This is a genomic window from Thermopirellula anaerolimosa, assembly GCF_054657335.1.
In genome coordinates this window covers 906,941-921,811 of record NZ_BAAHYX010000004.1, presented here as the reverse complement: position 1 = coordinate 921,811, position 14,871 = coordinate 906,941, and the positions used below count along the sequence as shown (strand labels likewise).

At 61.7% G+C, this 14,871-nt stretch carries 11 protein-coding genes; 4 read left to right on the top strand and 7 right to left on the bottom strand.

Going from position 1 to position 14,871, the window contains the following annotated elements; translation table 11 throughout:
* Window positions 1-133: 133 nt before the first annotated feature.
* Window positions 134-1,570 carry a transposase gene (locus tag ACYQ6J_RS04090; protein WP_460182922.1) on the top strand — a complete coding sequence of 479 codons (1,437 nt, stop codon included), beginning with the start codon at window positions 134-136 and terminating at the stop codon, window positions 1,568-1,570.
* Between the two features lie 261 nt (window positions 1,571-1,831).
* Here ACYQ6J_RS04090 and ACYQ6J_RS04085 read toward each other — a convergent pair whose 3' ends face one another.
* From ACYQ6J_RS04085 to ACYQ6J_RS04075, 3 genes are all read right to left on the bottom strand, one after another.
* Complete coding sequence (locus tag ACYQ6J_RS04085; RefSeq protein WP_460182921.1) at window positions 1,832-3,082, bottom strand: DUF1559 family PulG-like putative transporter; 1,251 nt, start codon at window positions 3,080-3,082, stop codon at window positions 1,832-1,834.
* 457 nt (window positions 3,083-3,539) lie between these two features.
* Window positions 3,540-4,712, bottom strand: a complete 1,173-nt coding sequence (locus tag ACYQ6J_RS04080) for a prepilin-type N-terminal cleavage/methylation domain-containing protein (protein ID WP_460182920.1) — start codon at window positions 4,710-4,712, stop codon at window positions 3,540-3,542.
* A gap of 545 nt (window positions 4,713-5,257) precedes the next feature.
* Window positions 5,258-5,620, bottom strand: a complete 363-nt coding sequence (locus ACYQ6J_RS04075; RefSeq protein ID WP_460182919.1) for a cupin domain-containing protein — start codon at window positions 5,618-5,620, stop codon at window positions 5,258-5,260.
* A 648-nt stretch (window positions 5,621-6,268) separates the two neighbouring features.
* Here ACYQ6J_RS04075 and ACYQ6J_RS04070 point away from each other — a divergent pair.
* Both ACYQ6J_RS04070 and hemE read left to right on the top strand, forming a co-directional pair.
* Window positions 6,269-7,051 (top strand): hypothetical protein, encoded by a 783-nt coding sequence (locus ACYQ6J_RS04070; protein ID WP_460182918.1) that lies wholly within the window; start codon window positions 6,269-6,271, stop codon window positions 7,049-7,051.
* 327 nt (window positions 7,052-7,378) lie between these two features.
* Window positions 7,379-8,398 (top strand): uroporphyrinogen decarboxylase, encoded by a 1,020-nt coding sequence (gene hemE / locus ACYQ6J_RS04065; RefSeq protein WP_460182917.1) that lies wholly within the window; start codon window positions 7,379-7,381, stop codon window positions 8,396-8,398.
* A gap of 9 nt (window positions 8,399-8,407) precedes the next feature.
* Here hemE and ACYQ6J_RS04060 read toward each other — a convergent pair whose 3' ends face one another.
* Both ACYQ6J_RS04060 and ispE read right to left on the bottom strand, forming a co-directional pair.
* Window positions 8,408-8,983: a SpoVG family protein gene (locus tag ACYQ6J_RS04060; protein ID WP_460182916.1), complete on the bottom strand. Its 576-nt coding sequence runs from the start codon at window positions 8,981-8,983 to the stop codon at window positions 8,408-8,410.
* Between the two features lie 26 nt (window positions 8,984-9,009).
* A complete protein-coding gene (gene ispE / locus ACYQ6J_RS04055) occupies window positions 9,010-9,921 on the bottom strand; it encodes a 4-(cytidine 5'-diphospho)-2-C-methyl-D-erythritol kinase (protein WP_460182915.1) in 912 nt (303 codons plus the stop codon).
* A gap of 760 nt (window positions 9,922-10,681) precedes the next feature.
* Here ispE and ACYQ6J_RS04050 point away from each other — a divergent pair.
* The gene (locus ACYQ6J_RS04050) at window positions 10,682-12,055 is read left to right on the top strand and encodes a peptidylprolyl isomerase (protein WP_460182914.1); all 1,374 of its coding nucleotides are present in this window, start codon (window positions 10,682-10,684) and stop codon (window positions 12,053-12,055) included.
* Window positions 12,056-12,188: 133 nt separating this feature from the next.
* On the opposite strand, the gene ACYQ6J_RS04045 is transcribed toward ACYQ6J_RS04050, so the two are convergent.
* Together ACYQ6J_RS04045 and ACYQ6J_RS04040 are read right to left on the bottom strand one after the other, a co-directional pair.
* A complete protein-coding gene (locus ACYQ6J_RS04045; protein WP_460182913.1) occupies window positions 12,189-12,731 on the bottom strand; it encodes a hypothetical protein in 543 nt (180 codons plus the stop codon).
* A 221-nt stretch (window positions 12,732-12,952) separates the two neighbouring features.
* The gene (locus tag ACYQ6J_RS04040) at window positions 12,953-14,725 is read right to left on the bottom strand and encodes an NADPH-dependent assimilatory sulfite reductase hemoprotein subunit (RefSeq protein ID WP_460182912.1); all 1,773 of its coding nucleotides are present in this window, start codon (window positions 14,723-14,725) and stop codon (window positions 12,953-12,955) included.
* Window positions 14,726-14,871 lie beyond the last annotated feature (146 nt).

Below are 14,871 nucleotides of genomic sequence, written 5' to 3'. Positions count from 1 at the left end.
GCGTAGTAAAGGTATGCGTTCACAAGGATCGGCTTGATCCAAAGCCCCTTGGGTGGTGCGGAACAAGAACTTTCCCTGCAAAGCACGCAAAGCGTTGGCTGAATCCCTTGTCCTGCGGCTCAGGAAGACCTTTATGCAAATCCCCAACCTCCGACCTCTCTTCGCCTGGGATACCCTGGAAGATAGTCCCACCATTCGCACCCTGCGGGAATTTCTAACGTCCATTCCCGACGAGGAGTTTCTCACATCTCTGGAGAGATCCCGGGGCAAGGGGCGGAACGACTACCCGGTCCGTGTGCTCTGGGGGACGTGGCTTTTGAAGATCGCCTTGCGGCATCCGACCGTGGAGTCGTGCCTGGCCGAACTGAGGCGGAACGCGGAGCTGCGGAAGCTGATTGGGATCGAATCGGAGGATCAGGTTCCCAACGCCTGGAACATGTCGCGGTTTATGGAGCTGCTGGGCCGGGAACCGTTTCGCAGCCTCCTGCAAAAGATGTTCAACACCATGGTGCAACGGTTGGCCGAGGTGGTGCCGGACTTGGGAGAGAACCTGGCCGGGGACGCCACGGGGCTGAAGGCGCGGCGGAAGGAGGGACAGGCGGCGGAGGAGGAGAAGGCGGAAGGTCTTCCGCAACCCAAGGGCGGTCGCAAGGAGTACACGGACAAGGACGGGAACGTGACGCGGGTGGTGGAGTGGTTCGGGTTCAAGCTGCACCTGGCGGTGGATGTGAAGCACGAAGTGGTGTTGGGGTACAAGGTCACGGAGAGTACGGCCGGGGATGCCGAGACGTTGCCGGCGGTTTTGGAGCAGGTGAAACGGAATCTGCCGCAAGGTCGGATCAAGAGTCTGGCCTATGACAAGGCGGCCGACACGAATCCGGTGCATGAGTTGTTGTCGCGGGAGGGGATCAAGGCGGTAATCGAGAATCGGAGTTTGTGGAAGGAGGAGGCGGAGCGGATGTTGCCCGGCCACGATGGGAACTCGAACATCGTCTACGACGAGGCGGGGACGGTGTACTGTTACGATCGGGTGAGCCAACCGATGGTGCGGTATCGGATGGCCTACATCGGGTATGAGCCGTCGCGGGAGACGATCAAGTATCGGTGTCCGGCCAAGCACGAGGGGTGGGAGTGTCTGATGAGCAAGATTTGCAATGCGGGGAAGTCCTACGGGAAGACGGTGCGTGTGCCGCGGGAGATCGACTTGCGGCGGTTTCCGGCGATACCCCGGGCGACGCGGAAGTTTGAGCGGTTGTACCGCGGGCGGACGGCGGTGGAACGGGTAAATGCCCGGCTGAAGGTGTTTTGGGGGGTGGATGACGGGAACATCGTCGGGGCCCGGCGGTTTACGGCGGAGGTGGGGGCGGTGATGGTGGTGCACGCCGCGTTTGCGACGCTGTTGGCGATGGCCCCGCGTCGAGAGGGGACGTTGGGAAAGATGCGGCTCAGTCCGATTTCCAAGGCCTTGCGGGAAAGAGTCTACGGCAAGCCTGCCGCCCCGGGACATCCCGAGTCCGGCTCCGCCGCTGAGCAAGAGCCTTCAGGAAAACCCGCCGTAGCGGTCACCTAGGTTTTTTACCCCAGAGCGGCGGACGAATCGGGAATCTTGTCGGTGCTGAGCTCGTCTCGCAGGATGACGGTCTGCGCGGAGTGCGCGCGGAAGGCCGCCAAAGCACCGCTTTGAGGCGTTTTCTTCCCTCGAACGCCGCCTTTTCTTCCTTCGAGTGCCACCTTCCCGCCTCTGGAGTCCCCTCTTTTCAAGACTCCCCGCCCCACGTATTCACCTGATCCCTCTTCCGCGACTCTTCCTGACCTATCCAGCCTCGCGCTCTTAACTCACTCCCCCGCCAAAAAGTTTACAACGCAAACGGCTCTCCCAAACAGGGATTTCGAAACCGGGGTTCAGGTAGCCGTCGCCGTTCAGGTCCGCGAACTCCTGCACGCTGCCGTCGGCCATCAGGATGTTGGCCACACCGCGGTGCACGGCGTACCAGTCTCGGGTGTCCTGGCGGTAGAAGTACTGATCCACGGGGGCGGTCTGACCGTCCTTGACGTAACTAGAGTATGCCACCCCATCCGCCTTTCCGAGGTCGATCAAGCCGGCCTCGGCGTCCATCTGCATTTGCAGACCCTGGTTAGGCGAAAGCAAAGTGAGGCGGGTGTTCGGCGTATCGACATAGGCTGGACCGTCGTTGAACGCCTCGGCGAGCCGGTCGCCCTGCTTGGCATAGGCCTTGCCGTTCTTGTCGACGATGGTGTTGGTCAGGACGGCTTCTTTCACGTCGCCGGGACCGGCATCGCCAAGCAAGGGGACGATGGAGCTGGGGATCGTGGAGCCGTCGAGGGCGCTGCGGCTCAACGGGCCGGTGGAATCTTCTTTGCCTTTGTACTTGCCTGTGCCGAAGTTATGAAGGGTGCCAGACGGCAACCGAGTTTGGGCGTTTCCGGCTTGCACGAACGGCACGCTGGAAACCGATTGCACCTGCAATACGGGTTCACCGCGGACCAGGAAGTAGCTGGCCGCGTAGTTCGTGTTGTAACCGGCGGCCAAGAGGCGGTCGGCGATAGTGGCGGCGCGAACGTCCGGGGTACCGGAATAAGTTATGGCTCCCGTCTCGTAGCCATCCGTACCGGGCGTTCCGGTCCCATAAGCCAACTGTCCGCAGGCGTTGGTCAGCATCTCGCTGACGATGACGCCCTCGGAGGGGCTGCTGGAACCCGTGATCCCGATCAGGTCGTTCAGTTTCTCCAGGCCGGGGAGCGAGCTGCTGACGCAGAGGAGCTTACCGGGTTGGCAGATACCGCCGTTCACCATGTCGGCGACCCAACCGTAGGTGTCGGGGCAGCCGTCACGGCGGAAGTCGTAGGCGCCCGAGCAGAATCGGCCCTGAGGGTCGCGATCGGCATGGATGTGCAAGCCCAGGCCGAACTGCCGCAGATTGCTTTGGCAGGTGGCGGCGCGGGCACGCTCGCGGGCGGCCTGCAATGCGGGCAACAACAAGGCCACCAAGATCGCGATGATCCCGATGACCACCAACATCTCGATCAGCGTAAACGCTTTGCGAGGCGTAGAACGTCTCATCACTTTTCTCCTGGTAGAGTGAAACTCACTTTGCTTGCCGCCGCCGAGACAATCGGTCGTGCGGCAGACTCTTTGAAACTTTGTGGGCGCCGATTCTTGTTCGTGGGGGCCGACGCCGGTACCCCCATGCGACCGCCGATTTTCGGCTTGCTCGCGATTGCCCATTGGGCTAGAATTTTTTCAGGCTGTCATCAGTTTTCCGGATGTTGCGAGAGGTCCTCCTTTCGTGATGTTCGGTGCTTTCCGGGGAGGCGTCGGTTGGCGGACCGGCGCCTCTTCCGCTTGTCGACCTGCGCTTCCCTGCCTCTTACGCCCTTCCGGTTCCAGGCCGGTATGCCCAGCGACGTCCCCATGTCGCTCGGCTCGTGGCGTCGCACCGAGTATGCTCGCGGTGCGTCCGCGGGGGTTGCTTCCGATCAGGTCATTTCTCTCTCCCGTCGTTCGTTGGTTCCGCGGTTCAAGGTTGCCGCAGTTCATAGCGACTCCAGAATTCGGTCCTGGGCAATTCCTCAGAGGAATCTTGATAACCGTTGGCGGGGTCGGCGGTGAAGCCGTTATTGAGTTGTCCGTCGCGGTTCGCGTCCTTGAAGGATTGCACGCTGCCGTCGGCCATCAGGATGTTGGCCAAGCCGCGATGGACGGGAGCAAAGCCGCGGTAGTCTTGTCGTGTGGCGTTCCATAAAGCCCACCATCCGTTCGCGCCCTCGCGGGGCGTATTCGGCGGGACCGAGAGAAATTGCATCTGGGGATTGGTAACCGGTCCGCGGGTGAAGGACAGGACCAAAGGTGCGCCGGCAACGAAGTGACCGAAGGGGCGTTCCAGGCGAGCGGCGACTTGCCCGTCGCCAATCAGCGGGATAAAGGAACTGGCCACCGCTCCCGCCGATAGAAGATTGAGGTTGAGCGGTCCGTAGGTGCTTCCGCGAGCCAGGGGGCTGACTTCGCAACCCGGGCCCGCTGACGGCAAATTGCCCGTCGAATCCAGCTTGACCCCGGACCGGACGAGGAACCAAGAGGCCGTGTAATTGGTGTTGTAGTGTTCCTTATAAATGCGCTCGAGCACCAAGGCGTCGCGGTCGCTGGAAGGGACGGCGTGGAGGCTGATGATCTCCTCGCACGGGTCTCGCTTTTGGCTTCCGTCGGGTAGGGCCTCGGGCGACTTGCCTTTGTGGTTGACGCCGCAGGACCATGTGATGGGGGCGGTCGGATCCTCCGTCTGCCAGCTTGTCACGTCAAGATTCAGCAGGTCGTTGTAGGCCTCGGTAAGGACGGCGGAATTGCTGGGACAAAGGAGCTTTCCCGCCGGCGTTCCGCTGCCGACCAGGTCCGCCACCCAACCGATCGCGGTCACGCTGCCGTCGCGTTGCCAGTCCATGGCGCCGGTGCACAAAAAGCCGCGTTCGGCCTGCGCCAACGATTGGAGCGACATGCCGATTTGCCGCAAGTTACTAGCGCAGGCCGCTTGGCGACTGGATTCCCTGGCGGCGTTCAAGGCCGGCAGGAGGATGGCGACCAGCAGCGTGATGATGACGATGACCGTCAACATCTCGATCAGCGTGATGGCTCGCCGGGCACGCGGCGGGCAGTTAGTGCGACTGCGTCGCAACCGCCGCGATCGTACAGACTCCATGGTTCGGCCTCCTTTTCTCGTCCGCGGCCTTTGTATCTTCCGGTCGAAAAATCGACGCCGTACCCGTTCGGCTTCGATGGATCAAGCGGCGATTCGTACGTTTCCCTCGGGGTTTCGTAGGCGGCTTTCGGCTTTGTGCTTGAGCCTTTGCCGCCGCGTTTTTTCAGCTCCTTCGCGGCTCATTCTAGCAGTCGATTGTTAGGGGATTATTAAGGTTTTGTTAGAGTTCTGTTAAAACTTTTTTGGCAATTATCGATTTCGCAATTCCAATTGGGGTTCAAACGACCGAAATCGCCGTTCAATCAATTTTCTTTAATTTCGAAAAAATATGGATTTAGGTCTTCGGCTGGCGTGAGCGGTCGAAATGTGCAAAAAAGTGAATAAATAATGGCGCTTTTGGTAATGGCCCGGTGTGGTAGGCGTGACCGCCGTAACGAAGATGAATGACGTCCGGCGGAAGGCGATCGAAGTCGGCGCGCGGCGAACACGCGATTCGGATAGCCGCGGCCGGCGATCTTTCGAATTATCAAGAAAAGCGGCAGGCGTCAGTCGACCGGGAACTCATCCTCCGGATCGAACTTCGGCGTGACGAAATTCAAGATCGTCATGCGTCCGATGGCGCGATGGACCACGCCGGGCGGGATCAGGACGCAGGTGCCGGGTCGGACGGAAACGCGCTGCCCGTCCAGTTCCACGACCGCGGTCGGGTCGCATTCCAAGATGTAATACAACTCCGTCAGGCGGCGATGGTAGTGCGCCGCCGCCTCGCCGTCGATCCGGGTGCGGTGCAGCGTGGCGGGATAGTCCGCCAACTCGGTGAACGCGCGGCGGGCGATGCCGCAAGGGCAGGAAGTGCCGGGCAGATCGTCAAAATTCACCACGTGATAAGTGGGTCGTTGCGTTTCCATGGTGTTTCATTTTAAACGCCGAACGCGCCGGGAGGAATCGTCTACGGAAACGCACCTTTCTTCGAGCACCGGATCGTTGCGTTGCTCGGTCGATGGTAACGAGACCTTTCGAAGCGGCGAAATCGGCAGACGGAGAACGCCTGTGAAATTGTAGCGATTCCGAAGACGTTAGCGCAAACGTCGGGCGTATGGCCGGTTTGAAGGCCGTAGTGGTGCGTTAAAGATTGCCAGACATGCCCAGGCTTCGGGAGCGGAAAAGGCTTCCTTTCCGTAATACTAAACCTTTTATTGGAAAGCACTTACGTACGTTCAAGGGGGTTCGATTGGAATGCCGATGACGGTTACTGAGGCAACCACGCGAGCGGTCGAAAGAAGCGAAAAGAACGCACCGTCTCGCACGCGTCAGAAGGCCGAGGGTTCTCATCGGATCATGGATTGGTCCGACGGCGCTGACGCCGGTCCGGTCGGGTTGGAGAGACGTGGGTGTTTCCCGCTCTGTGACCCTAATCCATCCCAGTCGGTTCTAACCCATGGGAGAACCCACTGACCGATCAGGAGCGCGTCGCGCAACGGCCGTGTGCGGAGCTCGGGTTGGGCCGACAGAATGGAACACCACGTCCCCCCTAGATGTAAAGGAGTGAAGGCTCAATGAAGACGAAATTGCTGCTTGGAGCGCTGATGGTCAGCGCTATGCTGTGCGGCCGAAGCCAGGGAGCCGATCTCATCGGCCGCATGGTGAGTTTGGATGAGGGCTGCGCGGCGTGCGCCAAGCCGGCTTGCGAGCAGCCTGCTTGTGAACCGGGCTGCGACGTCTGCGCACCTCGGCACCGCTGCGATCTGTTTGCCGGCCTGAAGGACTTGTTCGCTTGCCGCCGTTGCGCGCCGGCTTGCGAAGCCCCGGCCTGCGAACCGGCCAAGTGCGTAACTCCCGAACCGGCCTGCGAACCGGCCTGCGGCTGCGTGAAATGCCGTCCGCAACCCGTTCGGGCCCTGGTCCGCAAGATCGCTTCGGTGGGCGAATGCAACGCCTGCGGCCCCGCAGCCTGCGAACCCGCTTGCGAAAAGCCGGCGTGCGAGCCTGCATGCGAACCGGCCTGCGGTTGCCCCAAGTGCCATCCGCAACCGGTCCGGAACCTGCTCCGCAAGATCGGTTCCTTGGGCGACTGCAACGCCTGCGGCCCGGCGGCTTGTGAGCCTGCTTGCGAGCAACCGGCTTGCGAACCGGCTTGCGAACCGGCCTGCGAACCGAGCTGCGGCGATCGCTGCGATCGGCCGGTGCTGAACTTCCTGAAGAACGTGTTCGGCCCGCGGCCCAAGTGCGGCGCGTGCGCCCCGGTCAGCGACTGCGGTTGCGGCGCCCAGCCCGCCCCCGCCGCCGCCCCTTCGAACGGCGCGGCCCCGCTGCCTGCGGCTCCGACTCCGGATGCGTGATCCGTAACTCACGCCCCGGTCCTTGACTCACGAGGGGGCCGGTGAGCTTCAGAGAAATCGGACGCGTCGCCCATGAGCCTTCGGCTTCGTGGGCGACGGCCTTTTCTTGCGAGGCGCGATGCGCAAACGAGGCGGCCTGACAGCGGCTTCGTCGTTCTGTCCCGTGGATGGTCGCGAAGGTATGATACGTTCAAGGGCCGCCGGGCGGGACGACGTCGTCCGTTCATACGCAAGCGCTTCCGGCGGCGTGGAATCCGCGGTACACCGAGAACTCCGAGGAAAAAAAGGCCGACCATGGCAGCCCCCGCCTGGCTTGAAAGTCGTTTTATGAGGGCCGCCCGCCGCGAACCCGTGGACCGCGTCCCGATCTGGTTGATGCGGCAGGCCGGACGCTACCTGCCGGAATATCGGCGGATTCGCGAGCAGGTTTCGTTTCTGCAACTGTGCCGCGACCCGCGTTTGGCGGCCCAGGCCATGCTCGTCACCGTCGAGCGATTGCCGGTGGACGCGGCGATCCTGTTTTCCGACTTACTGCTGATCTTGGAGCCGATGGGGTTGGAATTGCGCTTTGGCCCGGATGAAGGGCCGACCTTGCGAAACCCCATTCGGGACCCGCGGGACGTGGCACGATTTCGGGAATGGGAGGATCCGGACTCGTTGGATTTCGTTTGGGAGACGGTCCGCCGGACCCGGGCCGGTCTTCCCGAGGAGATGCCGCTGATCGGTTTTGCCGGCGCGCCCTTCACGCTCGCCGCCTACGCGATCGAGGGGCGCACCTCCCGATCCTTCGAGAACGTCAAGCGTTTCATGTACTCGCACCCTGAAGCGTGGAATGATTTGCTTGGCAAGTTGGAGCGGTCCGTAGCCCGCTATTTGATCGCCCAATACGAGGCCGGCGCGCAGGCCTTGCAGGTTTTCGACAGTTGGGTGGGGTGTCTGTCCGCCGACGATTACCGATCCTATGTGCTGCCGCACACGCAGCGATTGTTGGCGGCTTTGCCGGAGGGAGTGCCGGTTATCCACTTCGGGACGGGAAATCCCGCGTTGATTCCGTTGCAGGCGGAGGCGGGCGGGACCGTGATCGGCGTCGATTGGCGAATTCGCCTATCCGAGGCGTGGGCCATGATCGGCGAAGATCGCGGGATACAGGGCAACTTGGATCCCGCCGTGCTGCTCGGGCCGGAAGAGGTGGTGCGGCGTCGAACGCGCGAAGTGCTTGCCGAGACGCGCGGCCGACCCGGTCATATCTTCAACCTCGGCCACGGCGTCCTTCCCTCGACGCCGGTGGAGAACGTACTGGCCCTGATCGAGACCGTCCGCGACTGGGATCCCGAGCAATTGCCGTGAAGGAATCCGTTACGATTCGAATGCTTCGGTTCCCAGATCGCCCTCGCGCTTCCTCTGAGGCAAAGTCTCCGGCGGTTTGTGCGGCGGCGGGGGAACCGCCTGCTCGTCGGCGTGGGCCTTGTGCTGGGATTCCGGACGGGTGATCGGCTCGGCGGCCTCGGCGGTGCGTTCCTCGTCATAGTCGTCGTACGACGGGACGTAGCCCGGCAACAGCGATCGGGCTTTCTCTTCCTCATAGGCCTGGATGACCCGAGTCTGGATCATTTCCCGGCATCTGGAGTTGATGGGATGGGCGATGTCGGCGTAGAGTTTGGCCCGGCCTTCCTCGTCCTTGGCCACGGTTTGCTCTTTGAGCCGAATGCCGCACTGGTTGCAGTATTGCGCCCGCAAGTGGTTCTTGGTGCGGCAGGCGGGGCACCGCGCCGTCAGTTTGCGGCTGGGCATGGCGACGAATAACCCTCCGGCCCCCTCGATGATCTTGAGATCGCGGACCACGAAACTATCGTCGAAGGTGATGGAGCAGAAGGCCTTGAGGCGTTCCCCCGGTTCGTCCATGAGCTTGATGCGAATCTCGGTGATCTTCACGGCCGACCTCCCTTCCTCCGAGAGCACTAGCAGTAACCCTGGACGACAAAAACGGCGGCGAAATCAGGATCGGCTTGCAACCGGCGTGCGGCCGCCCAAGCCGATGCCCGATGCGGAAACAGTCCAAAACAACAGGATCCGCTGCCCGTCATCCCTGCCGCCCAGGCACCTTGCTTTTCGAGGCGGCGTCGCACGTCGATGAGTTGCGGTGCAAGACTCTCGGCGGCCTCTTGCAAGCGATTGAAAAGGCCGCCGGTCGGTTGCCCGCGTCCGCCCAGCGACAGGGCATGCAAGCAATCTTCGACGCTTCGCGGATGTTGAGGCGGACGACATGCCCGATATACCTCCGCCGTGGATAATCCGAATCGTGGTCGAACAACGACGGCGTGCCAACGCCCCGTGCCCGATGCCGGCTTTACCCGTTCCCCCCGCCCGCGACAGACGCACGGCCCGGCTTGGAGGAAAGCCGGAACGTCGCTGCCGAGTTCGGCCGCCCAATCGGGTAACGGTAGTAGATCGTGCTTCAATTCCCACGTCAAGCATGCGCCGAGCAGGGCGGCGGCAGCATCGGAGGAGCCGCCCCCCAGTCCGGCGCCGGACGGAATCCGTTTGTAGATATCCAGACTCAGGCCGTCGGAGACGCCCGTCGCTTCTCGGACTCGCTGCACCGCGCGATACGCCAAATTGGCGGCGTCGGCCGGAACATGGCCCAACATTTCCGGTGCCGTAAAAGCGTGGTGCGTTGCCCATCGCACCGTTAACTCGATTCGCGAATCAGGATTTCTTCGAAAAACGAGGGTATCAAAAAGATCAATGGGATAGACGAGGGTCTCTATGTCATGGTAGCCGTCGGAGCGGCGACGGACCACTTCTAGGAAGAGATTCAATTTGGCGGGAGTATGAATCTCCCAGCCTGTTTCCGTACGTCGGACGTGCATTCCTTGTCCGCCGTTTTAGGGACGATCCGATCCCCTTTCCGAACTTTCGGGATTCTAGCAATCGCGTGGAGGGGAAGTCAATACGGAAGGGGGGATTCCGATCGCGGGTCGGTGATCGCAATCCGAAGTTGACGCCTCGCGGAAGTTCGTAGATGGAGCGGATTCGGCATTGCCGCATCTCGGCGGGCCGACTTATAATCCCGCCCCGAAGTTGGATTCGTGGAATCCCGTCGGCCGAGCGTGAATCCAGCGCTGAATGGTGGACGCCCGAGCCGCGCGGGGAACAAAAGCGACGAACCGGGTCGGAAACCCCGACGTTCGTCCGTAATCTAGGAAGTGCTCCGGCGTGCGTGGAATCCGAGGCATACTACTGGCTGGTATCTTGATCGCAGCGGGGCTTGGGCTGCGCATTCTTGGACGAGACGGCCAATGGCCGGATTGGGCCGTGCGCTGTCTGCCGGGCATCTTCACCGCTGCGCGTGCCGAAGAAAACCGAATGGCCGTGCCCGCCGGGTCCATTGGGACAGATGAGCGTTCGGCGTTGTCACCTAGCCCGTACCGCCGCGGAGATTGGGACACGATGTTGCGGCGCCCGAGTTGGCCCCCACGCTTCGATAGTGCGGGCGAACTTTCGCGCGAGGGGGTTTCGCCACCCCCCGCGGCGCCGGCGGTCGAAAGTGGGGCAATTCGTTCCGCCGTGTCCCCGTCGCGGCTTGGACAACCTGACCCCGCAATACCCGAGGTTGTTTTCGAGGAACCGATGGAGGAGCAGGCTACCGTCGGCGGTGAGATGCTTTATCCGGCGACTTCCCGGCCCGATCCGCCGTGGGTACGACCGGTACTTCCCGCCGCCAATGCGCAGACTACGTCCGGATCGCCGCCTTGGCCATCCGTCGAATCGCCGGAGACGGGCATGACAACGGGCACGACGCCGATGAGCGCCGGTCGTGCGAGCGGCTTCGGCGGTCCGGCGGGCCAACCTCAAGCGTGGAATGCCGGATCCGGTGCCTCCAATCCCGTCGTGGGTACGGCAGGTTTCGAAGCAGGCGGTGATACGGGCGAGCCCGCCGGTTTCGCGGTTGCGGAGGACGGAGTCGCCGCCCAAAATCGCGACCGTTTCGCCTTATCCACGGAACCGCCGCTTCCAACGTACGTGCCGTACGAACGGGCGACGCTCCTGGCGCGCGTCGGCTCGGATGTGATTTTGGCGGGCGAATTGCTGGGCGCGGCAAACGAGATTCTGGAGGAAATGAAGGATCGAATTCCTCCCGGCGAAGAGCAGCGTTATAAGCAAATGGTCATGAAGCAGTTGCTCCGCCGCCGTTTGGAGGCCAAGCTGATCTATCAAGATGCGGCCCGCAGCATCCCTCCGGAGGCGCTCCAGCGATTTCGGGAGGAATTGGGCAAGGAGTTCGAGGAACGAGAAATCCCGCGGCGCTTAAAGTCCCTGGGACTGAACTCACGACAGCAATTGGAGCAGCAATTGCAGTCCCTTGGCAGTTCGCTGGAGCAAGAGAAGATCGCGTTCATCGAAAGCGTGATCGCCAGGCAATGGCTTCAGCAGCAACGCGGCGAGAAGCCCAAGAATGTGACTGCCGTCGATCCGGAGGAGTTGCTGGAATACTACCGAACCCATCTTGCCGAGTTCGAACGTCCCGGCAAAGTGCTATGGGAGCAGCTCATGATCCGCAAACGACCGGATCGCCCTGACGCCCAATCCCGGGATCTATTGGCGGCCTTGGGGAATCGCGTGTTGTCGGGAGAGTCGTTCGCGGATGTGGCGCGAAGCGGTTCCGAAGGGCCGACCGCGGTTCAAGGCGGCATCCGTGAATGGACCGTTCAGGGCAGCCTGCGTTCTCATGTCCTCGAGGAAGCCCTATTCCAATTGCCGGTAGGACAACTCAGCCCGATTTTGGAGGACGATAACGCCTTTCATATTGTCCGCGTCGTTCAACGGGAAGACGCCCGGCGAATTCCGTTCGAAGAGGCCCAGCCTGAAATCCGGGAGAAGCTCCAAGAGCAGCGCGAGAAGGAAAAGATCGTCGAGTACCTCGACAAGCTGCGCCGCGAGATCCCGGTTTGGACGATCTACGATTCGCCGAATCGCCCAACCGACGGGGTCTCGACCCGATGAGGTTAGATGAGGTTACGGTTCGCCTTCGCGGTCTCCTGGCGTAAAGCTGCTTGACGACGTATTGCTTCCTCGAGTTTGGCGGCAATCGGACGCACCGGCGGGCAAAAGTCCCGGCCGGATTTCTTCGCGGAGGTCAATCCGCCAAATCTGTTTCGCCGACGTCCAAATCCTCTTCCGGCGGCGGGGTGCGTTTTTCGAACCACAGGGCCAGACTCGCCGCGCCCGCCAGTAGAAAACCGAGCACGCCCAGCAGGAGATTGACGCGCTGCATGGCGGCGTGAAATCGTACCTGTTTGAGGTAATCGGCCTCGATGTTGAAAAGGGGACCGTCGATGCCGCCTTGAATGCTACGGAAAAAGCGATAGGTATTGGCGGGCGTCCAACCGAGGATCGTCGGTTTTTTCGGTCTCGTAAAGAACAAGAGCACGGCCCCCACGACGGCGATGAGCAGGATCGCGGCACCCATGGCGCGGAATCGCTTCGCCCAAATGATGGCGGGGTTGATGTCTTCCGCATCGCTCTCCGCGAGGCTTTCCGTGACGGACTCCTGCGATTGTAAGGCGCGTCGCGAGGGTACCAGCAGCGTTCGACTGCATTCACAACGAACTTCACTGCCGGCTTGGTGAAGATCGACGAAAAGCTCGCGGCCGCATTCGCACTGCAAACGGTAGGACATGAATCGTCACCTTGCGCCCGTGGGATCGCGGTTGATACTGCTTTGCTCGCCGCGGCGAACGGCGGCACAAGGGGAAATGCTCCACCGGGGTCGCCGTCAAGTCGGTGATGGGGTGCGATCCTTACGCAAACCGGGGCCGCCGGGTTCGAATCGCGTGCGACGGCGGTCGCCGACGCCTGTTTCATCATACCATGGACGCGAGGCCGTCGTCGGATCGCGGCTCAAGACTCGCATTCGGTCTCGGTTTCCACAACCGCCGCTTCGCCCGTTCCGTTGGGCGCACAGGCGGCACGGATGGCCTCCATGCCTAGGCGGTGGCAAAAATCTCCGAACGATTCGCCGGGGAGTCGATTCGCGGCAAAGAGTCGCAAGACCGGCACGAGAGTCGGGACGACGGCGTCCAGGGGCACGACGTCTTGATATATCTGCCCCAGTCGGTCGCCCAACAATCGCCCGCCCAGATAGATGGTGTACTTGTTGAGCGTTTTGCCGACCAGGCCGATGTCGGCGTTGTAGGGTCGCGCGCAACCGTTGGGGCATCCCGTCATGCGAACCGTGAATCGCTCATCCTGCAAGCCGAGCGCCGCCAATTCTCGCTCCAAGTGATCCATCATTTCGGGGAGGACGCGCTCGCTTTCGGTGACGGCCAGGGGGCAGGTGGGCAGGGCGACGCAAGCCATCGACCAACGACGCACCGTGGAAATTTCCTCGCTCAGCGGGACCCCGTGCCGGCGCAGGATATCCTCCAGCGTGGGCCGGTCGCTTTCCTCCAAGTCGCAGAATAGGATGCTCTGATGGGCGGTGAACCGAATGCCCGGTTGCAGTCGGTTACAGATTTCGCGGAGCGCCGATTTGAGCCGAAAACCGTCGCGATCCAATATCCGTCCGTTTTCGACGTTGAGACCGTAGAACCACTTGCCGTCGCCTTGCGCGAACCATCCAATGTGGTCGTCGTGATCGGTGACCCTAAGCGGCAGGGGCGGCGCCAATTCCTCGCCCAAGTACTCGACCACCTTTCTGCGGAACCAGTCCAGTCCGCGATCCGCGATCAAATACTTCAGCCTGGCCCGTTTCCGATCCGTGCGATCGCCGAAGTCGCGTTGCACTTTGACGATCGCCTCCGCCGTGGGAATGAGTTTCTCGGGCGGTACGTAGGCCAACGGTTGAGCCAGGGCGGGAAACGTCCGCTTATTGCTCGGAGTTACGCCCAAGCCTCCGCCGACCAGGACGTTGTAGCCGACGACGCGGCCTTGTTCGGTGGCGGCCAGAAACCCCACGTCATTGGTGTAAACGTCCACGCAGTTGTCGTCGGGAAGCGCCAAGGCGAATTTGAATTTGCGAGGGAGGTACGTCGTGCCGTAAATAGGCTCCACCTCTCCGGCGGGCGATTGCGGTTCTTCGTCCACTCGCTGCTTTTCGCCCGAGTCGGGATCGGTAAGCCAGATTTCGTGGTAGGCGCCTGAGCGCGGGAGAAAATGCCGAGTGATTTCCAGAGCGGCCCGTTGCAACTCTTCGCGAATGCCGTCGTGGTGAAGCGGGGCGGGGCAGGTCATCACGTTCCGCACCACGTCTCCGCACGCCCCCAGCGTGGTCAATTGAATCTCGTTGACGCGACGAATCGTCTCGCGGAGATTTCCCTTCACCACGCCGTGCAATTGGAGGTCCTGGCGATCGGTGATGCGGGCGGTGGCGTTACCCAACTCGTCGCACAGATCTAGTTGCGCGACAAGCTGACGCCAGGTCAATTTTCCGCCGGGCACCTTGACCCGAACCATCATCGAATACGCTTTGCCCAGCGGTTTGCCGTCGGGACCTTTGTCCTTCCGCCGATCGCGATCGTCCTGTTGGTAGGATCCGTGGTGTTTGAGGATCTGGGCGGTGTCTTCCGTGAAGGCGGGCTGATCGTTGGTCAACTCCTCCGCCAGTCGTCCGCGAAGAAATCGACTGGCCTCTTTCAGTTCTTCAACATGACTGCGTTTGGGCTTTTCACTCATGGGGTATTCCACGGAAAAAGAGGTATTCCACGGAAAAATATGTTCGTGTGCGGGATCACACGTGTGATTGCAATTGTCGAACGTACAGCGAATGGAGACGGTCTATGGCAAAACGTACGAAGCCTTGCGGCGGATCGCGGCAGTGC